Origin of the sequence: Minwuia sp. IMCC3060 (genome assembly GCF_029909435.1) — a bacterium.
Lineage (GTDB): Bacteria > Pseudomonadota > Alphaproteobacteria > Minwuiales > Minwuiaceae > Minwuia.
This window is the reverse complement of record NZ_CP123782.1, coordinates 1,552,657-1,575,185: the sequence shown is the minus strand read 5'-3', so window position 1 is coordinate 1,575,185 and position 22,529 is coordinate 1,552,657. Positions and strand designations below refer to the sequence as shown.

Here is a 22,529-nt window from a genome sequence, read left to right as displayed (position 1 = left end):
TCCATGCAACTGCGCCCCTGGTCCCGAACCTCCGGAACGCGCACCGGAGCCATCGCGGCCGCCGTGCTGTCAGGCCTGTTCCTGGGTCTCCCTGCTGCACCGGCCGTCGCCGATTCTCCGGGCCGCAGTGATCTGACACAGAAGGACCTGGCACGTTTCCGGGCGGTGACCGCGCCCCCCGCGAGCTTCACCCAGGCCGAACCGTTCGAGATGATGGCCGGTGGTGCAGCGACATCGCGCAAGACGCCGGATGGCAATGCGTTCTCCCATTCATCCGCCAACCTGGACTTTGAAGGGGAGCGGGACTTCAAGCTGGGCAATGCGCTGTTCCGCAAGCTCTGGGTCTCCTCCCCCTCCTCCACCCAGGCATCCGATGGTCTGGGACCATTGTACAACGCGCGCTCCTGCCAGCGCTGCCACCTGAAGGACGGGCGCGGCCATCCGCCGGAAGCCGGTGAACGCAACGCAACTTCGATGTTCCTGCGCCTGTCGGTTCCGCCGCAGACGGACGCGGAGCGGGCGCTGATCGCCTCCGGTGCCGTGGCCTCCCTGCCCGAACCCACCTACGGCGGCCAGTTGCAGGATTTCGCCGTACCGGGGCTGCCTGCCGAAGGGCGCATGGTCATCCGCTACAGGGAGGAGGCTGTCAGCCTTTCCGGTGGTGAAACGGCGTCCCTGCGGCATCCCACCTACAGTGTCGGCGATCCCGCATTCGGCCCGCTGCACCCGGAGACACTGCTTTCCCCGCGTGTCGCACCGCAGATGATCGGGCTGGGCCTGCTGGAGGCCATTCACCCGGACGACATTCACGCCCTGGCCGACCCCGATGACCGGGACGGTGACGGCATCTCCGGCCGGGTCAGCATCGTGCGGGATGCCGCGACTGGCGGTGAAACACTTGGCCGGTTCGGCTGGAAGGCCGGCAATCCGACCGTGGCGCAGCAGAGCGCCGACGCGCTGGCGGGCGATATCGGTGTTTCAAGCCCCCTCGCCCCGCGCCACCACGGTGACTGCACCCAGGCCGAGTCACCTTGCCTGCAGATGGCCACAGGCGTGCAGGCGCGCCTGGGTGAAACAGAGGCACCGGACCCGGTGCTGCCCCTGATCGCCCACTATGCACGCAACCTCGCGGTTCCGGCCCGGCGCGATGTTTCCGACCCGACGGTGCTGAAGGGCAAGCGGCTGTTTCACGAGACCGGCTGCGCCAGTTGCCATCATCCGAAATTCGTCACGCGGCGCGACGCGCCGGTCGCCGAACACCGGTTTCAGCTCATCTGGCCCTTCACCGACCTGCTGCTGCATGACATGGGCGAAGGACTGGCCGACAACCGACCGGTCGGCAGTGCGTCGGGGCGCGAATGGCGCACCGCCCCGCTGTGGGGCATCGGCCTGACCGAAACGGTGAACGGCCACACATACTTCCTGCACGACGGGCGGGCGCGGAACCTGCTGGAAGCCATCCTGTGGCACGGTGGGGAGGCGGAACAGGCTCGCGAAACAGTGGTCGACATGTCGCCCGAAGACCGCGCCGCCCTGATCCGGTTCCTGGAGTCACTCTGATGCGCCTGCCGTCGGTATTCCTGCTTGCCGGCCTCGCGCTCGCCTGCCTCACGCCCGCACTGGCCGACACGACACCCGCCCAGGCGGCACTTCAGAAACGGCTGGTCGGGACGATACTGGCGGAAACGATACTGCCCGATCACGCAGCCCTGGTGCAGGCAACGGCGGATCAGCAGCGCACCATGCGCGCGGCTTGCGCGACGCCGTCGGCCGATACCCTGTCGGATGCGCAGGCAGCCTTTCGCGATCTGGTCACCGCCTTCTCCCGGGTGGAGATGTATCGCTTCGGTCCGGGGCGGGAAGACAACCGCCTCGCCCGCCTCAACTTCTGGCCCGACAGGCGCGGACTCGGAATGCGGCAGGTACGCCGGATCCTGCAGGAGCAGGACCAGACCGCCACTGATCCCGCAACGCTGAGGGGCAAGAGTGTCGCCGTGCAGGGGCTTTCGGCCCTCGAACAGGTGCTGGCGGAGGCTGACGGTGGGATGATCCCCGATTTCGCCTGCCGCTACGGCACAGCCATTGCCGATGTAACCCATGAAACCGCAGAGGCCCTGCTGAACGGCTGGCGCGACGGTCAGGCAGGTTTGCTGCGCCGGCCTGGACCGGAGAACCCGCTCTACCGCGATCAGGGCGAAGCGCTGAAGACCCTGCTGAAGGCGGCAATGGAACAACTGATCATCGTCGAGCAGCAGAAACTCGGGCGCGTGCTGCGGGATGGCCCTGCAAGTGCCAACCCGCTGTCCGCTCCCTTCCGCCTGTCCGGCATGACGCTGCGCGCCGTGGCCGTGAACATTGCCGCCAGTCGCGCCGTGCTCACCCATCCCGACATGCCTGACCTGGACAACCCTGATCTGCTGAACCTGTTCCGGGAACTGGATTTCGAGCTGGGCCAGTCGGAAGCCGCGATCCGTACCGCGCTCGACTTTCCCGGCGGGATCGCAGCGCGGATCGCCAATCCGGCAACGCACGACCTGCTGCAGTATGCCCGCATCCCGCTGCAGGCCGCCGTCGATCTGCACGACACGCGGCTGCTGCCTGCGCTGGGTCTGGTCAGGGGGTTCAATGCACTCGATGGCGACTGATCGGCGATCGGTACTGCTGGGTCTGTTCTGCACGGCCCTGCCATTGGGCCAGGCCATCGCAGGTGCGCCTGCGCCCCCGGCATTCCTGACCACCGGGCGGCGGGACGGCCGGTTTCATGCGATGGCTCTGGACGGGGCCGGGCACATCCTCGGCGACGTGCCGCTGCCCGGCCGGGGGCACGGTTTCGCCGTCAGCCGCGACGGTCACCACGCCGTGGCCTTTGCCCGCCGTCCTGGCCGTTTCGCCCTTCCCTTCAGCCCGGCCACGATGCAGGCGTCTGCGCCGCTTCCGCTTCCTGCCGACCGTCATTTCTATGGCCACGGCCTGTTCAGCGCGGATGGGAAGCGGCTGTTCGCGACGCAGAATGACTTCGATGCCGGGCGGGGCGTACTGGCCGTGCATGATGTCCGTCAGGACTATCGCCGCATCGGCGAGTTCGCGACACACGGCATCGGCCCGCATGAATGTCTGCTGGCGGATGACGGCAGGTCTGCGGTCATCGCCAACGGCGGCATCCTCACGCACCCGGACTGGCCCCGGCGGAAGCTCAATCTGGACACCATGGTTTCGACGCTGGTGCGGCTGGATCTCGCGTCCGGCGACCTGCTGGCGCGCGCCAGCCTGCCCCCTGCCCTCTATCAACTGTCCATGCGCCACCTGGCGGCGACACCGGATGGTGCCACCTGGTTCTGCTGCCAGCATCAGGGCGCGGCAACCGAGCAACCGCCGCTGATCGGGCGCTGGGACCGGAATGGAGAAATCCGGCTGATCGACCTGCCTGCCACCGTGACCCGGTCGATGCGCAATTACGCAGGCTCCATCGCCGCGACGCCTGACGGTCGGCGCATTGCCGTCACCAGCCCGCGCGGCGGAATCATTGTCGTGCTCGACGGTCGCTCCGGGTCCTTTCTGGAGACCGTCAGCCTGGCCGATACCTGCGGCATTGCCCCGACAGGGGACGGCTTCATGGCAACGGCAGGTACGGGCGAGATCCTGCTTGGCGGCAAGGCCGATGCCTATCCAGACATCAACTGGGACAATCACATGGTGACGCTGAAGTCCTGATTATCCTGGCCTGTTGCGCATGGTGACGGACGCTCACGAAATGCTGTTCCCGTTCTCCGTTCCCGTATGGAACAAAATAAGAACATCTGTTATCGTGCCTGCATGAATGCACGCCATCACACATCTGTCCTGTCGCCTGTTCCGGACCGTCTGCGGCCTCCGAAACCGCACGCCATGGCGCGGGACCGGCAGGATGCGGGGCCGTCCGGAACAGCGGATATGCAGCCGCCACCGCTGCCGGGAAAGCCGCAGCTGGTGGAGGTCTTCGCGGACTCGCGGGATGTCGGCGCGGTGGGCTTCGCCCTGGCACAGATACCGCGCGCGCAGTCGATTCTGTGGGTGCAGGACCGCATGTGCGCGCAGGAGGTGGGGCAACCCCACGGCCGGGCGCTGGCCCGCTTCGGCGGCGACCCGGACAGGCTGATCCTGGCCTGCGCCCGTCATGCGGGGGATGTACTCTGGACAATGGAGGAGGGTCTGGCATGCCCGTCGCTTGGTGCCGTGATCGGAGAGATATGGGGCGAGCCGAAGGCGCTGGACTTCACCGCCACGAAACGCCTGGCAATGCGGTCGGAGCGGGTGGGGATACCTGCCTTCCTGATCCGTTTCGGCGGCGCGGTGGCCAGCGCCTCCGTGGCGCGGCGGCGCTGGCGTGTGGCCTCCGCCGCCTCCGCCCCGCACCCGCACCCGCACGATCCGCGCGCACCGGGGGAGCCACGCTGGCGCACCGAACTGTTCCGCGCCCGCGACGCGCGGCCCGGTACATGGGAGGGGGGATATGACCGCACGGCGCATCGTCTCCATCTGGCTGCCCCACTTCGCGATCCAGCGCTGGCGGCGGCGGCATTACGGCGAGAAGGCGACGGCTGAAACCGAACCGGTCGTGCTGGCCCGCCCCGGCCCCCACGGCCCGGTGATCCATGACATGAATGCCGCCGCCGTGGCGCTGGGCATGACACGCGGCGCGCGGGTCACCGACATGCGCACCCTGGTGCCCGACCTGCGGGTGGAGGAAGCGGAGGAACGGCTGGACCACGCCGATCTGGCCCGCCTGTCCCACTGGTGCCGACGCTGGTGCCCCTGGACCCGGACCGACGGGGCGGACGGGCTGATGCTCGACACCACCGGGGCCGATCACCTGTGGGGTGGGGAGGCGGCGCTGGTCGCCGACATGCGCCGGGCCTTCGCGCAACTGGGTCTGACCGCGCACATCGCCATCGCCCCGACGGTCGGCAGCGCCTGGGCCTTCGCCCGGCACGGGCAGGAGAAGGTGGAGACCTGTCTGCCCGACAGGCTGGCGGCACGGCTGGGTGCCCTGCCGGTGGCGGCGCTGCGGCTGGATGGCCATACGGTGCTGCTGCTGGAACGGCTGGGGCTTCGCACCATCGCGGCGCTGGCCGACATTCCCCGTGCCGCCATGGCCCGGCGGTTCCGCCATGGCACGCCCCTGCCCGCCAATCCGCTGGCGCGGCTGGATCAGGCCATGGGCCGGACCACGGAGCCTCTGGTCGCCGCCGCGATCACGGAACCGCTGCGCAGCCTGCGTACGCTGGCCGAACCGATCACGGAGATCGACAGCTTCAGCCATGTGCTGACCCACCTGATGCAGGATCTGGCCACACAGATGGAGGCACGCAACATCGGCGCCCGCTGCCTGCGTTTCAGCGGATTTCGTGTCGATGGCGGGGTCTCCGCCATCCAGGTCGCCACCAGCCGTCCCAGCCGCGAACCCGAGCATCTGGCAAGGCTGTTCGAGAACAAAATAGAAACATTTGATCCCGGCTTCGGGTTCGAGGTCATGGTGCTGGACGTGATCGATGGCCAGGACCTGGCCCTGACGCAGCCCGACCTGAGCGGTGAAACCGATACCGGCGTGGCCCTGTCACGGCTGATCGACCGGCTGATCGCGCGACTGGGGCGGCAGTCGGTGCTGCGGCCGCTGGGGCACGGCAGCCATGTGCCGGAGCGGGCGGAGATGCTGGTTCCGGCGGATACGGACATGCCACGCCCGGCAGCACGGGCCCTGTCGGCGGAAACATCGGAGTCTCCGCCCCCCCATCGCCCGTTGCGGCTGCTGCCCCGACCGGAGGAGGTGGAGGTGCTGCACGCCATTCCCGACGGTCCCCCGGCGCGTTTCATCTGGCGACGCCAGACCCATCGGGTGGTGCGCAGCGGCGGACCGGAGCGGATTGCACCGGAATGGTGGCGGGAGAAATCCATCGTGCGCCTGCGCGACTACTACAATGTGGAGGACAGCGACGGCCGTCGCTACTGGATCTATCGGGAGGGGGTGGCCGGTGACGGACGCGGCGGCAGCCCGCACTGGTTCATGCATGGGCTGGATGCCTGATGCCGGAAGCCCCGCTGACACCGGAGAAGCGCCGGATCCGCGACCCCGGCACGTTCCGCCCCAACCCGCCCGCAGCCTTCGTGGAGCTGGGCGTGGTCTCCAACTTCTCCTTCCTGCGCGGGGCCTCGGACCCGGTTGATCTGGTGCTGACCGCACACCTGCTGGGCTATGACGCCATGGGCATCGCCGACCGCAACAGCATGGCCGGAACGGTGCGGGTGCATGGGGAGGCGGCAACGGCAGGCCTGCGCCCGGTCATCGGCTGTCGTCTGGACCTGCTGGATGCGCCGTCCCTGCTGGCCTATCCGAAGGACCGGGCAGGCTATGGGCGCCTCTGTGCCCTGCTCTCCGCCGGCAAGATGCAGGACGCGGCGGGGGAATGGCAGCGCAAGGGTGTCTGCGACCTGTCACTGGCCATGGTGGCGGAGGCTCTGGGCACCGAACCGGCACAGGTGGTGCTGATCGCCATGCCGGGGGCGGACGTGGACCGCTTCGCCGCCGAGCTGCCGCGTCTGGTGCAGCATCTGCCCGGTCTCAGCCACATTGCGGCGACATATCTCTATCGCGGTGACGACCGGGCGCGGATCAACCATCTGGCACGGCTGGCCAGGGCACATGACCTGCGCCTGCTGGCCACCAACGACGTGCATTACCACACGCCTGCCCGCCGCCCGCTGCAGGACGTGATGACCTGCATCCGGGAGAAGGTGACGATCCGAAGTGCCGGGCATCTGCTGCATCCGAACGCGGAACGGCACCTGAAGTCCCCCGCCGAGATGCAGCGCCTGTTCGCCGACTGGCCGGAAGCGATCAGTGAAAGCCGACGCATCGCCGATGCCTGCCGCTTCTCCCTGTCGGAGCTGCGCTACGAATATCCGGAGGAGACGGTGCCGCATGGCCGGACCCCGGATGAGCAGCTTGCACGGCTGACCCGTGAGGGCGCGGCGGAACGCTATCCGGACGGTGTGCCGGACGATGTGCAGCAGACCCTGGACAAGGAACTCGCGCTGATCTCGAAAATGAATATTGCCCGCTATTTCCTTACGATAAAGGACATAATTAATTTTGCACGCGGCGAAGAAATCCTCTGTCAGGGGCGTGGATCGGCGGCCAACAGTGCCGTCTGCTATTGCCTGAAGATCACCTCCGTCGATCCGGCGCAGCACCAGTTGCTGTTCGAACGCTTCATCTCCGAGGAGCGCAAGGAACCGCCCGACATCGACGTGGATTTCGAGCATGAGCGGCGGGAGGAGGTGATCCAGCACATCTATGCCCGCTATGGCCGCGACCGGGCCGGGCTGTGCGCCACCGTCATCCACTACCGCCCGCGCATGGCGATCCGGGAGGTGGGGAAGGTCATGGGCCTGTCGGAGGATGTGACCACCGCGCTGGCCCGCACCGTCTGGGGATCCTGGGGCGCATCGGTGGAGGACGGCATGGTGACGGAGGCCGGGCTGGACCTGTCGGACCCGCACCTGAAGCGCACCATCGCCCTGACGCATGAGCTGATCGGCATGCCCCGGCACCTGTCACAGCATGTCGGCGGCTTCATCCTGACCCAGCACCCGCTGGTGCAGACCGTGCCCGTCGGCAATGGCGCGATGGCCGACCGCAGCTTCATCGAATGGGACAAGGACGACATCGACACGCTGGGCATCCTGAAGGTCGATGTGCTGGCGCTGGGCATGCTGACCTGTATCCGCAAGGGCTTCGACATGCTGCGCGCGCACCATGGCCTGGACCTGTCGCTGGCCACCGTGCCGCAGGAGGATCCGGCGGTCTACGACATGCTCTGCAAGGGCGACTCGGTGGGCGTGTTCCAGGTGGAGAGCCGGGCGCAGATGAACATGCTGCCGCGTCTGAAACCGCGCACCTTCTACGATCTGGTGATCGAGGTGGCGATTGTCCGCCCCGGTCCGATCCAGGGCGACATGGTGCATCCCTACCTGCGCCGCCGCCAGGGCAAGGAGCCGGAGGTCTATCCCTCCCCCGGTCCCGAGCATGATCCGGACGAGCTGAAGAACATCCTGAAGCGGACGCTCGGGGTGCCGATCTTTCAGGAGCAGGCGATGAAGATCGCCATGGTTGCCGCCTGCTTCTCCCCCGTGGAGGCCAACCAGTTGCGCAAGGCCATGGCCACCTTCCGCTCGAAGGGACTGGTCAGCGAACACAGGGAGAAGATGGTCGGGCGCATGGTGGAACGCGGCTATGATCCGGAATTCGCGGAGCGCTGCTTCAGCCAGATCGAAGGCTTTGGCGAATACGGCTTTCCCGAGAGCCATGCCGCCAGCTTCGCCCATCTGGTCTATGTGTCGAGCTGGATGAAGTGCCACTATCCGGCGGTCTTCGCGGCGGCGCTGCTGAATTCCCAGCCCATGGGCTTCTATGCCCCCGCCCAGATCGTGCGCGACGCCCGGGAGCATGGCGTCACCGTGCGGGGCGTCGATGTGAACTACAGCGACTGGGACAATACGCTGGAGCCACTGCACCCCGGATTCCCGGATCAGGCCCCGGAGCGCCGGAGGGAAGGTGGAACAGGCACACCAGACCGTCCATCTTCCCCCCTTGCGGGGGAAGTGACCGCGCAGCGGTCGATGGGGGGTGAAGCCGCAGGCTGCAGCACAAGCATTCAACGCCATGTCGGCTTCGCCGATTCACCCCCATCCCGACCTTCCCCCGTCGAGGGGGAAGGCGCATCCGAGCCTGTCAGACCAATCGGCACCCATATGCAATCGCCCTCCCCCGACCAGCCGCAGACCTGCGCCCTGCGGCTGGGGTTGCGCCAGGTCACCGGCCTGTCGAAGGAGGATGCGGCCCGGCTGCTGCGCCATCGCGGCCGGCCCTATGACGGGGTAGAGGAATTGCGCAGCCGCGCCGGCATGTCGGCGCGGGGTATCCAGACCCTGGCGGCGGCGGATGCCTTCCGTTCCCTCGGGCGGGACCGGCGCGGGGCACTGTGGGATGCGCGCACGGTCAAGAACGCGCCCGACCTGCCCCTGTTCACCTGGCAGGAAACCCATGACGAGGGGCCGGACACCGATGTGCTGCTGCCCGCCATGCCCCTGAGCGAACATGTGGTCGCCGACTATCAGACGCTGCGTCTGTCGCTGAAGGCGCATCCGATGGAATTCCTGCGGGAGAAATACAGGGCGGAGGGCTTCACCACCGCCGACCGGCTGCGCGCCCTGGGCAATGGCCGCGCCGTCTCGATGGCCGGGATCGTGCTGATCCGCCAGCGCCCGGGCAGTGCGGCGGGAGTCGTCTTCATCACGCTGGAGGACGAGACCGGAGTCGCCAACCTGGTGGTCTGGCCCGATACCCTGAAACAGTACCGCCGCACCATCATGGGGGCGCGGCTGATGGCGGTGCATGGCATGGTGCAGATGGACGACGACGTGATCCACATCATCGCGAAGCGGCTGGTGGATGAAACCGGGCAACTGATCCATCTGTCCGACGACCTGATGCGGTCACCCATCGCCCGCGCCGATCATGTGACCAGCCCCCTGCCCGGTCACACGGCCCGCCACCCGCGCAACGTCCGCGTCATCCCGAAGTCGAGGGACTTTCACTGACGCGCGCGTTCAGTTGCCCGATCTTCCCGCACCGGCGCGGCCCTTCCGGGCTGCCGGATCAGTCCGTCAGGTCGGACCAGAATTCCTTCACCTTGTCGAAGAAGCCGTCCGTCTGGGGATGGTTGCGCTTGCCCCGGCCGTCCTTGCTCTCGGAGGCGAACTCTTCCAGCAGTTCCTTCTGGCGCCGTGACAGGTTCACCGGCACCTCGATCTCCGCCTGGATGTAGAGGTCGCCATAGGAGCCGCCGCGCAGTTGCGGCATCCCCTTGGCGCGCAGGCGGAACTGCTTGCCGGTCTGGGTGCCGGCGGGGATCGTCACCTTGGCGCGCCCGCCGTCGATGGTCGGCACCTCGACATCACCGCCAAGCGCCGCCGTGGTCATCGGGATCGGGACGGAGCAGAACAGGTTCATGCCCTCCCGCTCGAAGATCGGATGCGGGTTCATCGACAGGAAGATGTAAAGATCGCCCGGCGGTCCGCCGCGTGCGCCCGCCGTGCCCTCGCCCGAAAGGCGAATGCGCGTACCGTCCTCGACGCCCGCAGGCACATTGACCGACAGCGTCTTCTCCCGCTGCACCTGGCCATTGCCGTTGCAGTCGATGCAGGGATCGCTGATCACCTGGCCCTGGCCGCCACAGGCCGGGCACGTCCGCTCGATGGTGAAGAAACCCTGCTGCGCGCGCACCTTGCCCATGCCGTTGCAGGTACCGCAGCCTGTGGGCTCGGTCCCCGGCGTCGCACCGGAGCCCTTGCAGGTCTCGCAATTGACGGCGGTCGGGATCGTGACCTGCACCTGCTTGCCGATGAAGGCATCTTCCAGGTCGATCTGCAGGTTGTAGCGCAGGTCGTCACCACGGGCCGGGCCACCGCGACGTCCGCCGCGTGCACCGCCCATGAACTCGCCAAAGAGGTCCTCGAAGATATCGGAGAAGGAATTGGCGAAGTCGGGGCCGGATGCGCCGCCGCGTCCACCGCCGAAACCGCCGTTCTCGAACGCCGCATGGCCGAAACGGTCATAGGCCGCGCGCTTCTCGGCATCGCGCAGCACGTCGTAGGCTTCGGAAAGTTCCTTGAAGGTCTGTTCGGCCTGCGCATCCCCGGGATTGCGGTCGGGGTGATACTGCATCGCCTTCTTGCGATAGGCCTTCTTCAGGGTCGCGCCATCCACGTCGCGCGAAACCCCCAGCATCTCGTAATAGTCGGTCTTTGCCATCAGTCTCCGCCCCTCCAGTCAGCCGGAACGAACGGCACTGGCCCTGAACAAATGCTCCGGACCAGTGCCGCCGTCAACGCTCCGTTGCCTGTCAGGCAGACTTCTTCTTGTCGTCGTCGACTTCCTCGAAGTCGGCATCGACAATGTCGTCATCCGCAGACTTGGCGCCGCCTTCGGCACCGCCCTCGCCGGCGTCGCCGTCACCGGCCTCCGCCTGCTGGGCGTACAGCTGCTCACCCAGCTTCATGGAAAGCTGTGCCAGCGCTTCGGTCTTCTGCTTGATGGCGTCGCCGTCGTCGCCTTCCATGGCCGACTGAAGATCCGTCATCGCCGCTTCGATACTGCTGCGGGTCTCGGCATCGACCTTGTCGCCCAGTTCGGACAGGCTCTTCTCCGTGGTGTGGATCAGACCCTCGGCCTGGTTGCGGGCCTCGACCGCGTTGCGCCGCTTCTCGTCCTCGGCCTTGTTGGCTTCCGCCTCCTTGACCATGTTCTCGATGTCGGCGTCGGACAGGCCACCCGAGGCCTGGATGCGGATCGACTGTTCCTTGTTCGTGGCCTTGTCCTTGGCCTGAACATTGACGATGCCGTTGGCATCGATGTCGAACGTCACCTCGATCTGCGGCACGCCACGCGGTGCGCCCGGAATGCCGACGAGGTCGAAGTTGCCCAGCAGCTTGTTGTCAGCCGCCATCTCGCGCTCACCCTGGAAAACCCGGATGGTCACGGCGGACTGATTGTCCTCTGCCGTGGAGAACACCTGGGACTTCTTGGTCGGGATCGTCGTGTTGCGGTCGATCAGGCGGGTGAAGACACCACCCAGCGTCTCGATACCCAGCGACAGCGGCGTCACGTCCAGCAGCAGCACGTCCTTGACGTCGCCCTGCAGCACGCCCGCCTGGATCGCGGCACCGATGGCCACGACCTCATCGGGGTTCACACCACGGTGCGGTTCCTTGCCGAAGAATTCCTTCACGGTCTCGATGACCTTGGGCATGCGGGTCATGCCGCCGACCAGAACGACTTCGTCGATCTCCGCCGCCGTCAGACCGGCGTCCTTCAGGGCCGCCTTGCAGGGGGCAACGGTGCGCTGCACCAGGTCACCGACCAGGCTCTCGAACTTGGAGCGGCTGAGCTTCAGCGTCAGATGCTTCGGACCCGAGGCATCGGCGGTGATGTAGGGCAGGTTGATGTCCGTCTGCGTCGCCGAGGACAGTTCCACCTTCGCCTTTTCGGCGGCTTCCTTCAGACGCTGCAGGGCCAGCTTGTCATTGCGCAGATCGACCGAGTTCTCCTTCTTGAACTCGTCCGCGAAATAATTGACCAGCACCATGTCGAAGTCTTCGCCACCCAGGTAGGTATCGCCGTTGGTGGAGCGCACTTCAAACACGCCGTCGCCGATCTCCAGCACGGAGATGTCGAAGGTACCGCCGCCCAGGTCATAGACCGCGATGATCTTGTTCTCGCCGGACTTGTCCAGGCCATAGGCCAGGGCCGCAGCCGTCGGCTCGTTGATGATGCGCAGCACTTCCAGACCGGCGATCTTGCCGGCGTCCTTGGTGGCCTGACGCTGTGAATCGTTGAAGTAGGCAGGAACCGTGATCACGGCCTTGTCCACCGTCTCGCCCAGATAGGCTTCGGCGGTTTCCTTCATCTTCTGCAGGATGAAGGCGGAGATCTGCGACGGCGCGTACTTCTCGCCATTGGCCTCGACCCAGGCGTCACCATTGTCCGCCTTGACGATCTCGAAGGGGGCTGTCTTGGCGATCTCGTTCGCCACATCGTCGCCGTAGGGGCGGCCGATCAGGCGCTTGATCGCAAACAGGGTATTGGTCGGATTGGTCACTGCCTGACGCTTGGCGGCCTGTCCGACAAGGCGCTCACCATCGGGGCTGAAGGCAACCATGGACGGCGTGGTACGCGCGCCCTCGGCATTCTCGACGACCCTGGCATTGGTGCCATCCATAACGGCCACACACGAATTCGTGGTGCCCAGATCGATCCCGATCACTTTCGACATCTGCTTCCTCTTCTATTGTGGCCGACGCGGTTGGCCCTTGCAGGCACCGCCCGCGCCCCCTTGCAGTTCGGTTCGTGTTCGCACCGGCGGTTCCGGGAACCGTTGCAACGACTGTCACAATCATGCCGACGCGAACTGCTATATAGGGGGGTGCCCCATGGCCCGCAACCCAAGCACCCCTGCGATTTCCGACATGTTCCGAATTGCCACTTTCAACATTGGCCTCGCCCGGCTGCACCTGCTGGGACAGACCCTGCGCGAGGGCGTGCCCCACCAGACCGCGCGCCTGCCCGCGATCTGCGCCTGGCTCAACCGCAATGAGGAACAGGTCGATGCGTGGCTGCTGCAGGAGGCCTATGGCAGGGATGTTGTCGCGCAATTGGCCCGATCCACCGGATTCCGGGTGGTTGCCGCACGGGAGATCGGCCCCGATACCGGACTGGTCATGCTGATCCGCCGGGATCTCAGAATCGGACAGCCGGCCACCCGGCAGTTTCCCCCTGTCGATTGGGTGGAGCGTTTCATCGCCCGCAAGGGCATGCAGTTCGTCGATCTGGAGGTGGCGGGCCAGCGATTCCGGCTTGGCAACATGCACACCAGCTATGACGGTCGCGGGCGACAGAAGATCGCCGCGATGGCACCGGATTTCCGCTGGCGCCAGGTCAGCATGGCGCTGGATGCGATGGCGGAGGCACCCGGAGACCACACACTGGTGCTCGGCGGTGACTTCAACGCCGCGGCTGCCTTCGAACCGGAGACCTTTGGTCTCGGTGCCTCCCGGGGCTGGAAGGACGCGCGCGTGGATGCGGTCGAATGGGACGATGCCGGGGTGACAAGCTGGTCGAATGCGAACCCGATCATCAATGGCGACAGCCCGGATCAGGACATCGACCACATATGGGTCCGGCCAGCGGGTCCCGACCTGGCCCTGCGCAGCCGACATGTCGCGACCCGGCATACGGTGCCCCTGCCCGACGGACAGATGATCCCGCTCTCCGACCACTATGGTCTGGCCGTCGGGATCGACACGGCGCTACCCTGACCGGCGGAGACTCAGGGGAGAACATCATCCATGACCACCGGGACCGACGATCTGCTGAACAGCCCGCCCGCCCGGGCACAGGCCCCGACCGAGGAGGCTTGGCGTGCGGCCTGGGACGCGGCCGGCCTGTCCAGGGCCACGCCTGTCGTGCAGGCCGTGAGTGGCGGACTGCGGGCCGACCATCTCGACTGGGTCTTCGCCAGCGGCTACCAGGCCGCCATGCGCCACTGCTTCCCGGAACTGCCTGCCGGTGGCTGGGCCGCCCTCGCCGCCAGCGAGGACCGGCATGAGCCGGAGAAGCATCCCGGTGTCATGCTGACGCGCGACGGGGATACATGGCGGGTGAACGGGTTCAAGTCCTGGGTGGCGCAGTCGCGGCATCTGGATCACCTGATCATCACCGCGCGTGCGGCGGGCGAGGAACAGGAAAAGCCGCGCCACGCGATCCTGCTGGACAGCCAGGCGCCGGGGGTCACCCTTTCGCATCGCGACAAGGCAGGTTTCCTGCCCCGCATGAGCCAGGGTTTTGCCGCCATGGACAATGTGGCGGTGCCGGAGGCCGGACGGCTCGGCGACAACCGGCTGCGTCCCTTCGTGCGTGCGGAATCGGCCTATGTCCTGCTCGCCGGGGCTGCGTTTCTCTGGGCGCATGTCGCGTCATCACACGCTGAACTGGCGGACCGGCTGCGGCAGATCGTGACCGGTCTGGACACCTGCTGTCAGGACCCGATGCAGCACCCGAAGGAGATTGCACGGCTGGATCTCCAGATTCAGGAAATTGTGAAGAACGTCACGCAAATACCTGAAATCATGCAAATACCTGACTGGAAATCGGACCAGAAGGTGCTGAGCATCTACAGCGAAGGCCTGCAACGCCGCGCCGCGCGTTCCTGACGCCGTTGGCATGAACGAAGCATCGACCGGCTTTGACCTGATTGCCGTGGTGGACTGGTCCGCCGCCGCCAGCCCCGGCCCCGCGCGTCCGACAGAGGATCGTGTCTGGCTGGCATGGGGCACGGCCGATGAACGGCCATCACCGGTCTATTGCCGCACACGAAACGACTGTCTGGATCATCTGGAGGAACTGGTCCGGCGGACGGGCGGCAATGCCCTGATCGCCTGGGATTTCCCCTTCGGCTATCCGGCGGAGAGCGGGCTTGGCGGTGGGCGGGACATTGCCACCCGACTGGCCAGGCTGATTGAGGATGGTCCCAGGGACCGCAACAATCGCTTCGCCGTGGCCAATGATCTCAACCGCGCCCTCGGCTCCGGTTCCGGCCCCTTCTGGGCCAGACCCGCAGGGGTTGCCGCGGATACGGTCCCGGAGAAGAAACCCGACTTCACGCGCTTCCCCTTCCCCGAGTGGCGCATCGTCGAGCGTCACACACGCCAGCTCGGATTCCCCACGATCCAGAGCGTCTGGAAGCTCTATACCACCGGCTCCGTCGGCTCCCAGGCGCTCATGGGTCTCGCGGCGATCCAGCGGCTGAATGACCGGCTGGCGGATCATGTCACGGCCCGCTGGTGGCCCTTCGAGACCGGCTGGTCAGCAAGGCTGGACGGGCTTGTGCATGTGGAATGCTGGCCCAGTCTGTTCGATATTTCCGCCGCCCCCTGGCCGATACGGGATCAGGCACAGGTCGCGGTCACGCGGGATGCAATCATGGCTTGGCAGCGGGATGGCATGCTCGCTTCCCGGCTGTCCGCACCGGACTGGCTGACCGGCGACGACCACGACAAGGTCAGCCGGTCGGAGGGGTGGATCCTGGGTCTGCCAGATCCCTGACTTCCTCCGCCAGCCATGCCAGGCATTGCGCCCGGTCGGCCCTGAAGTCATCCGCGATCCAGCGCGCCTCCAGCCTGTGCAGCAGTTCGCCCATCTCCGGCCCCGGTCGGACGTTCGCTGTCATCAGGTCGCGGCCCCGCAGGGGAAACGCGGGGATCGGCCAGTCTGCGATCAGCGCCTGCACGTCCCTGTCCACCACCTCTCCCCGCGCCGTGGCGAGAACGCTGCGGTCCATCATGGCCTGCCTGCCATCGTGATAGAGCGCGATACGGGTGGCTGCCGGGCTGGTGAGCGAATCCGCAGGATGCCGGACCGCCAGTACCAGCCGTCGTGCATCGGCCTTCGGGAGCTTCCAGCGTCCGGAGATCGCGCTGGCTGCCGCCTGATCCGGGATCATCGCCGCGAGCCGCAGGATCGCGTCACGCGTGACCGGAAGGCCCCGGGCCAGGTCCAGTTCAGCGGCTATCGCGGCGAGAATGCCGGTATCCGCCATCTCGGCCAGCATGGGTGCCGGGTCCGGCGCGGCCAGAAGCTTCCCCATTTCCAGCCAGATTCTCTCGACCGACAGGCGCTGCAGGCCACCCAGATGCGCCGCACAGGCCTCCGCGCCCGACCTGTCACGGATCGGCCAGCCCAGCATGGCGTGAAACCGGAAGAAGCGGAGAATGCGCAAATAGTCTTCCCGGATACGCTCCGACGCCGAACCGATGAAGCGGATCACCTGCGCCTTCAGGTCCGCACGTCCCTGCCCCAGCGGATCGTGCAGTGCGCCGTCCGGGTCCAGGTAGAGCGCGTTGATCGTGAAATCGCGCCGCATGGCGTCCCGTGCCCAGTCGGTCGTGAAACTGACCACCGCACGGCGGCCATCGGTTTCCACGTCGGCGCGCAGGGTGGTGATCTCGAACGGCCTGCCCCCGGCGATCACCGTGATCGTGCCATGTTCGATACCGGTTGGTATGGACTTCAGGCCCGCCGCCGCGGCGGCGGCCATGACAGCCTCCGGCAGCAGGGATGTCGCCATGTCGATATCTCCGACAGGCCGTTGCAGCAGGCAATCGCGAACCGCCCCGCCGACCACACGCACCTGCCCGCCCGCCGCGCTGATCGCGGCAACGACGGCGGTGAAGGCCGGATCGTCCTGCCATGGCGTGTCGATCCTGATGGTGGGTTCCTCCGGGTTGCGGTGCGCCCTGACGCAGGGCGAGAATGCAGATAGCACTCCACCGCCAAGGGAGCACGATCCGTGTCGGAAAATGAAGCCCATCTGAAGGATGTCTATGCCGCAGGCGGCGACGCCTCCGCCCTGAGCCGCAGCTATGATGGCTGGGCACAGGCCTACGATGCGGACATGAGCGGCTGGGGCTACCGTCATCCGGCGATCATTGCGGGCATGGTCGGGCGACATGCGCCCTCGCCGCAGACGGTAATTCTGGATGCGGGATGCGGCACGGGTGTGCTGGGGGAAACGCTGGCCGTGCTGGGGTACACGGCAATCGACGGGATCGACCTGTCGGAAGGCATGCTGCGGGTGGCGGGCAGCAAGGGCTGCTATCGCGACCTGAAACAGCAGATGCTGGGCGAGGTGCTGGATTTCGCCACCGGATCATACGACGCCATCGTCAGCTCCGGCGTCATGACACCGGGTCACGCACCCGCGACCTGCCTGCACGAACTGGCGCGCATCCTGAAGCCGGGTGGCCACATGATCCTGACCATCACCGAACAGGCCTGGGCCGACAGCTACGGGGCTGCCGTCAGCGGTCTGGTGGCAGACGGCACCCTCTCAGGGGCGGACGAGAGCCAGCGCTATGTCAGCCTGCCCGGCGCGCCGGAGGCGGAACGCCTGCCGGCGCGGGTGCACGTGCTGCGCCGGACCTGAGCACGGCGGCAGCACGTTGCCCGATGCCCGGTGCCCGATTACTCGGCGGGCGCGGCTTCCAGACGCTGTTCGATCTGACGCCAGGTCTGCGACAGTTCCGGCTTGCCCAGGCGGCCAAGGTGATCGGCCCAGGAACCGGCGATGTCTGCCGCAATACCACCCAGCGCGAGGCTGAGGTGATGGGCTGCCCAGTCGATCTGGTGCTTTTCGATTGCCATGCTCGTTGACATGATATTTCTCCATCTGTTTCACGTTCGCTGTTGCATCTCCGGTGCCACGAATTAGTTCAGTGAAATCAGATGGTTGGAAATTCGTGATGGTGAACCGTGCAGGGATTGCCGGGTCATGTCTGCCGGGGGAGGCAAGGAATGACGTTTACAACGACGGAGATCGCGGCACGCGGGATGCGTTTCACCGCCGATATGGCAGGCGATGAAACGTCAGCCGAGGCGGTGATCTTCCTGCATGGGTTCCCGAACTCCCGCCACAGCTGGACCGAGCTGCTGCAGGCTGTGGCAGGGGCAGGCTATCGTGGCATTGCCCCGGATCAGCGCGGCTATTCACCCGGTGCGCGGCCTGAAGGGATTCAGGCCTATCAGGTAAGCGAGATCGTGGCCGACGTGGTGGCCATCGCGGATTCGCTGGGCCTTGGCAGGTTTCACCTCGTCGGCCATGACTGGGGCGGGCAGATCGCCTGGGCGACCGCCGCCGCACACCCCGAGCGGCTGCTGAGCCTGACCGTGCTCTCCCGCCCGCATCCGGCAGCCTTTGCCGCCGCCTTCCGCAACGACCCGGCCCAGGCCAACCGGTCCCGCCACCACAAGGCGTTTCAGGATCCGGAGATGGCGGACCGGCTGTTGCAGGATGATGCGCAGGCGCTGCGCAACACGCTCTGCTTCGAGAATGCGTCCGGGCTGTTCGGCGCCGATGATGCCAGCGCGCCACCGGCAAAGCGGCGCATGTCCGACGAACTGGCGTCGCGTCACCTCTCCGTCCTGGGCAACAGGGATGCGCTGGATGCCGCACTCAACTGGTACCGGGCGGCCTTCTCGGGTGAGTCGACACTGGCCAGGGACGACTTTCCCGGCATCAATGTGCCCACGCTTTACATCTGGGGGCGGGAGGACATGAGTGTCGGCGAACGCGCCGCCATCACGACGCAGGATCATGTCAGCGCCGCCTGTACCTTCGAGGCGCTGAAGGGTGTCGGACATTTCGTGGCGGAGGAAGTACCGGAGGAGACGGCACGTCACCTGCTGGCGCACCTGCGCCTGAACCGAGCCGGAGGAAAATCCCGTGGCTGATCCGATCGCGTTTCACTTCGACTTCATCTCCCCCTACGCCTGGCCCGGCGCGGTGGGGATCGAGGCACTGGCGGCGCAGCATGGCCGCACGGTCGACTGGCATCCGATGCTGCTGGGCGTCTCCGTCATGAAGACCATGGGCCTGCCGCCGCTGATGGATACACCGCTGAAGGGCGACTACATCCGCATGGACGTGCCCCGGATCTACCGGTTTCACGGGCTGGACTACCGCCCTGCCGTGCCGGATTTCGTGACCTCCCCCTTTGCGCCTGCGCGGCTGTTCTGCTGGATGCTGGCGCAGGACCGGACGCGGGCGACGGATGCCGCGCGGGACATGCTGCGCGCGCACTGGTCGGAAGGCATTGATGTTTCACAGAAGGACAATGCGGTCGCCATCGCCGCCCGGCATGGCTTCGACAGGGACGCCGCCAGCGCCGCCCCCGATGATCCCGAGGTGAAGGAGATGCTGAAGGATGCCTGCAACCGCTCCGTCGCCGCAGGCGTGTTTGGCAGCCCGAGCTTCATCGTCGATGGCGAATTGTTCTGGGGCACCGACCGGCTGCCGCAGATCGCCTGGACGCTGGAGCAGGCTTCAGCGTGATGGCTGGGGCGGCCCCGCCACCGGCGCGATCTGCACCCGCTCCCGCCGTCGGCCCCAGTCGCCCGGCGGGCCGCTGAACCGGCCGGGCAGCGGCGTGCCGCACCAGACGCAGCCACCATGATCGTCCAGGTGCCAGTCTGAAAGCTGGTGCCAGTCGCGACCGATCAGCATCCCGCCGCAGCCCGCGCACCAGGTGGACTGGGCCTGCTTGTGATGGATATTGCCGACATAGGCATGCCGGACCCCGGCCCTGAGCGCGATGTTGCGCGCCCGGAACAGGGTCTCCGGCGGGGTCCGTTCCCTGTCCAGCATCCGGAAGTCCGGGTGGAAGGCGGTGAAGTGCATCGGCACGTCCGGCCCCAGCCGCTCCACGACCCAGGCCGTCATGGCCTCCAGCTCCGCATCCGAGTCGTTCTCGCCGGGAATCAGCAGGGTGGTGATCTCCACCCAGACATCCGTTTCACGCACCAGATACTCCAGCGTCTCCTTGACGGGACCGAGTTGCGAACCCGTGACACGGCGGTAGAAATCCTCGCTGAACGCCTTCAGGTCCACATTCGCCGCATCCATGTGGGCGTAGAACTCCGCGCGCGGTTCGGCGCAGATGTAGCCCGCCGTGACGGCCACGTTCTTCACCCCGACCTCGTGACAGGCGATGGCCGTATCGACGGCATACTCCAGGAAGATCACCGGGTCGTTGTAGGTATAGGCGACGGAGGTGCAGCCCAGCCGGACCGCCGTCTCCGCCAGTGCCGCGGGCGGCGCGGCATCGGCCAGCGTGTCCATCTGGCGGCTCTTCGACATGTCGTGATTCTGGCAGAAGTGGCAGGTCAGGTTGCAGCCCGCGGTGCCGAACGACAGCACCGGGGTGCCGGGATGGAAATGGTTCAGCGGCTTCTTCTCGATGGGGTCGATGCAGAACCCGGAGGAGCGCCCGTAGGAGGTCAGCACGATCTCGTCGCCCTGCCGCGCCCGCACGAAGCACAGCCCCCGCTGCCCGTCGTTCAGACGGCAGTAGCGCGGACAGACCTCGCAGCGGATGCGTCCATCATCCTGCCGGGAGTAGTAGCGCCCGGAAACGGTGCCGACATGGGTGTTCATGCCGCCATGGTGCCGCAAGTCGCGGCCCTTGTCACAGCAGCGTCCGGACGGCGGGCAGCAGCGGGTCGTCGGCGGGGGGCATGGCATAGGTTTCAAGCTCGGCCGCCGTCGCCCAGGCAAGCCGCTGCCCCTCCTGCCCCGTCGGTTCGCCCTGCCAGTCGCGGCAGGCATAGAGTGGCATCAGCAGGTGGAAATCTTCGTAGGTGTGGCTGGCGAAGGTGAGCGGTTGCAGGTCCTCCGCGCGCAGGGTGATGCCCAGTTCCTCCGCGCATTCGCGCACCAGGCAGGCTTCGGGTGTTTCGCCAGCCTCCACCTTGCCGCCCGGAAACTCCCAGAGGCCAGCGAGGTTCTTGCCCTTCGGCCGTTCCGCGAACAGGACCCGGCTGTCGCGGACCAGCGCGATGGCGGCGACGAGGACCAGTTTCATGGCCTGACCGAAGGAATAGCAGTCCCACCCCCACACACGCCGTGCCCGGGCTTGACCCGGGCACCCAGGGTGCCGCGCAGACGTCGGCGCATGGGCTCGCGGATCAAGTCCGCGAGCGTCGTGAGAGATGGAGAGGGTGTTTTGACAGTCCCACCCCCACTCACGCCGTGCCCGGGCTTGACCCGGGCATCCAGGGTGCCGCGCAGACGTCGGAGCCTAGGCTCGCGGATCAGGTCCGCGAGCGTCGTGGGTGTTGGAGAGAAGGTGGTCGGAGTCACGAACGGTAGTCGGCGTTGATGTCGATGTAGCCGTGGGTCAGGTCGCAGGTCCAGATGCGGGCAGCGCCGTCGCCGATGCCGAGTTCAACCTCGATATGGATCTCCTGCCCCTTCATGTGCGGGATGATGTCGGCCTCACGATAGTCCGGGGACAGGCCGCCGTTCTCGGCAATCGTGACCCCGCCGAAGCGGACGCCCAGCCGGGAACGCTCGACCGGCTCGCCGGACTTGCCGATGGCCATGACGACACGGCCCCAGTTGGCGTCCTCCCCCGCGATGGCGGTCTTCACCAGCGGCGAGTTGGCGATGCAGAGCGCGATGGTCCGGGCGGAGGCGGCGCTGGTGGCACCGGTGACATCGACCGTGACCAGCTTGGTCGCCCCCTCCCCGTCGCGGGCGATCAGGACCGACAGGTCGCGCAGCACATCCTCCAGAGCCGCCCTGAAGTCATCCAGCGCCGGATCTTCGGCCGAGCTGATGGCGGGCTGTCCCACCGCCTTGCCGGTGGCGAACAGCAGACACATGTCGGAAGTCGACATGTCACCGTCCACCGTCACGCAGTTGAAGGTGCGGTCGGTGATTGCGGGCAGCAGCGCCTGCAGCACCGACGCGGGCAGCGCGGCATCGGTCACCACATAGGCCAGCATGGTCGCCATGTTCGGCGCGATCATGCCCGAACCCTTGGCGATGCCGTTGATGGTCACGGACGCGCCGCCGATGTTCACGGTCGCGGTCGCGCGTTTCTCGAAGGTATCGGTGGTCAGGATGCCTGCCGCCGCCCCGGCCCAGCCATTGGCGCTGATGCTCGCCATGGCCTGCGGCAGGGCCGCCGTCAGCTTCGCGACCGGCAGCAGTTCACCGATCACCCCGGTGGAAGCCGCCAGCACCTCATCGGCGCTGCATCCGACCAGCTCGGCAGCAGCCCTGGCCGTGGCCTCCACGTCGGCCTCGCCCTTCGCGCCAGTGAAGACATTGGCATTGCCCGCGTTCACCACCAGCGCCCGCGCCAAGCCCTTGCCCAGGTGGCGCGCGTTCCAGACCACCGGCGCCCCGGCAGTCGTGGAGGTCGTCTGCACCCCGGCAACGGTCGTCCCCGGTGCAAAGCGGAAGAACGTCAGGTCCGGCCGGCCCTTGTAGCGCAGACCGGCGGAGATGCTGCCCAGCTCGCAGCCGTCGATCGGCGGCAGATCGGGCTGTGACTTGGGCGCAAGGGGGGAGACGGGCAAGGCAGCGGCCATGGGG

Annotated in this window: 19 protein-coding genes; 12 read left to right on the top strand and 7 right to left on the bottom strand. The window is 66.8% G+C overall.

Annotated elements, in window-relative coordinates; all coding sequences use genetic code 11:
* Nucleotides 1-3 precede the first annotated feature (3 nt).
* The 6 genes from QGV54_RS07435 to QGV54_RS07410 all read left to right on the top strand — a co-directional run bounded on the left by QGV54_RS07435 (nt 4) and on the right by QGV54_RS07410 (nt 9,636).
* Nucleotides 4-1,560 (top strand): di-heme oxidoredictase family protein, encoded by a 1,557-nt coding sequence (locus tag QGV54_RS07435; protein WP_281017489.1) that lies wholly within the window; start codon nt 4-6, stop codon nt 1,558-1,560.
* Nucleotides 1,560-2,645 carry an imelysin family protein gene (locus QGV54_RS07430; RefSeq protein ID WP_281017490.1) on the top strand — a complete coding sequence of 362 codons (1,086 nt, stop codon included), beginning with the start codon at nt 1,560-1,562 and terminating at the stop codon, nt 2,643-2,645. Before QGV54_RS07435 ends, QGV54_RS07430 begins: the two co-directional genes overlap by 1 nt.
* A complete protein-coding gene (locus tag QGV54_RS07425; RefSeq protein ID WP_281017491.1) occupies nt 2,635-3,711 on the top strand; it encodes a DUF1513 domain-containing protein in 1,077 nt (358 codons plus the stop codon). The genes QGV54_RS07430 and QGV54_RS07425 overlap by 11 nt, the downstream gene beginning before the upstream one ends.
* A 219-nt stretch (nt 3,712-3,930) precedes the next feature.
* Entirely contained in the window at nt 3,931-4,581 is a 651-nt protein-coding gene (locus tag QGV54_RS07420) for a hypothetical protein (RefSeq protein ID WP_281017492.1), read from the top strand.
* Nucleotides 4,490-6,061, top strand: coding sequence for a DNA polymerase Y family protein (locus QGV54_RS07415; protein WP_281017493.1), 1,572 nt, complete (start codon nt 4,490-4,492; stop codon nt 6,059-6,061). The genes QGV54_RS07420 and QGV54_RS07415 overlap by 92 nt, the downstream gene beginning before the upstream one ends.
* Nucleotides 6,061-9,636, top strand: a complete 3,576-nt coding sequence (locus QGV54_RS07410; RefSeq protein ID WP_281020129.1) for an error-prone DNA polymerase — start codon at nt 6,061-6,063, stop codon at nt 9,634-9,636. Before QGV54_RS07415 ends, QGV54_RS07410 begins: the two co-directional genes overlap by 1 nt.
* A 58-nt stretch (nt 9,637-9,694) precedes the next feature.
* Here QGV54_RS07410 and dnaJ read toward each other — a convergent pair whose 3' ends face one another.
* Nucleotides 9,695-10,849: a molecular chaperone DnaJ gene (gene dnaJ, locus QGV54_RS07405; protein ID WP_281017495.1), complete on the bottom strand. Its 1,155-nt coding sequence runs from the start codon at nt 10,847-10,849 to the stop codon at nt 9,695-9,697.
* A 91-nt stretch (nt 10,850-10,940) separates the two neighbouring features.
* Nucleotides 10,941-12,869 (bottom strand): molecular chaperone DnaK, encoded by a 1,929-nt coding sequence (gene dnaK, locus QGV54_RS07400; protein ID WP_281017496.1) that lies wholly within the window; start codon nt 12,867-12,869, stop codon nt 10,941-10,943.
* 157 nt (nt 12,870-13,026) lie between these two features.
* On the opposite strand from dnaK, the gene QGV54_RS07395 reads away from it, so the two are divergent.
* From QGV54_RS07395 to QGV54_RS07385, 3 genes are read left to right on the top strand one after another with little or no spacing between them, the layout of a single operon-like run.
* Nucleotides 13,027-13,911: an endonuclease/exonuclease/phosphatase family protein gene (locus QGV54_RS07395; protein WP_281017497.1), complete on the top strand. Its 885-nt coding sequence runs from the start codon at nt 13,027-13,029 to the stop codon at nt 13,909-13,911.
* 30 nt (nt 13,912-13,941) lie between these two features.
* Nucleotides 13,942-14,805: an acyl-CoA dehydrogenase family protein gene (locus tag QGV54_RS07390; protein ID WP_281017498.1), complete on the top strand. Its 864-nt coding sequence runs from the start codon at nt 13,942-13,944 to the stop codon at nt 14,803-14,805.
* 10 nt (nt 14,806-14,815) lie between these two features.
* Nucleotides 14,816-15,697 carry a hypothetical protein gene (locus QGV54_RS07385; protein WP_281017499.1) on the top strand — a complete coding sequence of 294 codons (882 nt, stop codon included), beginning with the start codon at nt 14,816-14,818 and terminating at the stop codon, nt 15,695-15,697.
* On the opposite strand, the gene QGV54_RS07380 is transcribed toward QGV54_RS07385, so the two are convergent.
* On the bottom strand, nt 15,654-16,916 hold the full coding sequence (locus QGV54_RS07380) for a CCA tRNA nucleotidyltransferase (protein WP_281017500.1): 1,263 nt from the start codon (nt 16,914-16,916) through the stop codon (nt 15,654-15,656). The two genes, QGV54_RS07385 and QGV54_RS07380, sit on opposite strands and share 44 nt — an antisense overlap.
* Before the next feature lie 24 nt (nt 16,917-16,940).
* On the opposite strand from QGV54_RS07380, the gene QGV54_RS07375 reads away from it, so the two are divergent.
* The gene (locus tag QGV54_RS07375) at nt 16,941-17,576 is read left to right on the top strand and encodes a class I SAM-dependent methyltransferase (RefSeq protein WP_281017501.1); all 636 of its coding nucleotides are present in this window, start codon (nt 16,941-16,943) and stop codon (nt 17,574-17,576) included.
* A gap of 38 nt (nt 17,577-17,614) precedes the next feature.
* Here QGV54_RS07375 and QGV54_RS07370 read toward each other — a convergent pair whose 3' ends face one another.
* Nucleotides 17,615-17,806 carry a hypothetical protein gene (locus tag QGV54_RS07370; RefSeq protein WP_281017502.1) on the bottom strand — a complete coding sequence of 64 codons (192 nt, stop codon included), beginning with the start codon at nt 17,804-17,806 and terminating at the stop codon, nt 17,615-17,617.
* Nucleotides 17,807-17,944: 138 nt separating this feature from the next.
* On the opposite strand from QGV54_RS07370, the gene QGV54_RS07365 reads away from it, so the two are divergent.
* Complete coding sequence (locus tag QGV54_RS07365; RefSeq protein WP_281017503.1) at nt 17,945-18,880, top strand: alpha/beta hydrolase; 936 nt, start codon at nt 17,945-17,947, stop codon at nt 18,878-18,880.
* Entirely contained in the window at nt 18,873-19,481 is a 609-nt protein-coding gene (locus QGV54_RS07360) for a 2-hydroxychromene-2-carboxylate isomerase (protein WP_281017504.1), read from the top strand. The genes QGV54_RS07365 and QGV54_RS07360 overlap by 8 nt, the downstream gene beginning before the upstream one ends.
* Here the strand turns inward: QGV54_RS07360 and amrS are convergent.
* The 3 genes from amrS to argJ form a co-directional block, all read right to left on the bottom strand.
* Nucleotides 19,473-20,582, bottom strand: coding sequence for an AmmeMemoRadiSam system radical SAM enzyme (gene amrS, locus QGV54_RS07355; RefSeq protein WP_281017505.1), 1,110 nt, complete (start codon nt 20,580-20,582; stop codon nt 19,473-19,475). The two genes, QGV54_RS07360 and amrS, sit on opposite strands and share 9 nt — an antisense overlap.
* 31 nt (nt 20,583-20,613) lie before the next feature.
* Nucleotides 20,614-21,009 carry a (deoxy)nucleoside triphosphate pyrophosphohydrolase gene (locus QGV54_RS07350; RefSeq protein WP_281020128.1) on the bottom strand — a complete coding sequence of 132 codons (396 nt, stop codon included), beginning with the start codon at nt 21,007-21,009 and terminating at the stop codon, nt 20,614-20,616.
* A gap of 274 nt (nt 21,010-21,283) precedes the next feature.
* Nucleotides 21,284-22,525 carry a bifunctional glutamate N-acetyltransferase/amino-acid acetyltransferase ArgJ gene (gene argJ, locus QGV54_RS07345; protein WP_281017507.1) on the bottom strand — a complete coding sequence of 414 codons (1,242 nt, stop codon included), beginning with the start codon at nt 22,523-22,525 and terminating at the stop codon, nt 21,284-21,286.
* Nucleotides 22,526-22,529: the final 4 nt, after the last annotated feature.

What these genes read in the sequence shown, in the direction of transcription:
- QGV54_RS07435 (WP_281017489.1), top strand. Translation starts at nt 4, where the DNA reads ATGCAACTGCGCCCCTGGTCCCGAACCTCCGGAACGCGCACCGGAGCC.
- QGV54_RS07430 (WP_281017490.1), top strand. Translation starts at nt 1,560, where the DNA reads ATGCGCCTGCCGTCGGTATTCCTGCTTGCCGGCCTCGCGCTCGCCTGC.
- QGV54_RS07425 (WP_281017491.1), top strand. Translation starts at nt 2,635, where the DNA reads ATGGCGACTGATCGGCGATCGGTACTGCTGGGTCTGTTCTGCACGGCC.
- QGV54_RS07420 (WP_281017492.1), top strand. Translation starts at nt 3,931, where the DNA reads ATGCAGCCGCCACCGCTGCCGGGAAAGCCGCAGCTGGTGGAGGTCTTC.
- QGV54_RS07415 (WP_281017493.1), top strand. Translation starts at nt 4,490, where the DNA reads ATGACCGCACGGCGCATCGTCTCCATCTGGCTGCCCCACTTCGCGATC.
- QGV54_RS07410 (WP_281020129.1), top strand. Translation starts at nt 6,061, where the DNA reads ATGCCGGAAGCCCCGCTGACACCGGAGAAGCGCCGGATCCGCGACCCC.
- dnaJ (WP_281017495.1), bottom strand. Translation starts at nt 10,849, where the DNA reads ATGGCAAAGACCGACTATTACGAGATGCTGGGGGTTTCGCGCGACGTG.
- dnaK (WP_281017496.1), bottom strand. Translation starts at nt 12,869, where the DNA reads ATGTCGAAAGTGATCGGGATCGATCTGGGCACCACGAATTCGTGTGTG.
- QGV54_RS07395 (WP_281017497.1), top strand. Translation starts at nt 13,027, where the DNA reads ATGGCCCGCAACCCAAGCACCCCTGCGATTTCCGACATGTTCCGAATT.
- QGV54_RS07390 (WP_281017498.1), top strand. Translation starts at nt 13,942, where the DNA reads ATGACCACCGGGACCGACGATCTGCTGAACAGCCCGCCCGCCCGGGCA.
- QGV54_RS07385 (WP_281017499.1), top strand. Translation starts at nt 14,816, where the DNA reads ATGAACGAAGCATCGACCGGCTTTGACCTGATTGCCGTGGTGGACTGG.
- QGV54_RS07370 (WP_281017502.1), bottom strand. Translation starts at nt 17,806, where the DNA reads ATGTCAACGAGCATGGCAATCGAAAAGCACCAGATCGACTGGGCAGCC.
- QGV54_RS07365 (WP_281017503.1), top strand. Translation starts at nt 17,945, where the DNA reads ATGACGTTTACAACGACGGAGATCGCGGCACGCGGGATGCGTTTCACC.
- amrS (WP_281017505.1), bottom strand. Translation starts at nt 20,582, where the DNA reads ATGAACACCCATGTCGGCACCGTTTCCGGGCGCTACTACTCCCGGCAG.
- QGV54_RS07350 (WP_281020128.1), bottom strand. Translation starts at nt 21,009, where the DNA reads ATGAAACTGGTCCTCGTCGCCGCCATCGCGCTGGTCCGCGACAGCCGG.
- argJ (WP_281017507.1), bottom strand. Translation starts at nt 22,525, where the DNA reads ATGGCCGCTGCCTTGCCCGTCTCCCCCCTTGCGCCCAAGTCACAGCCC.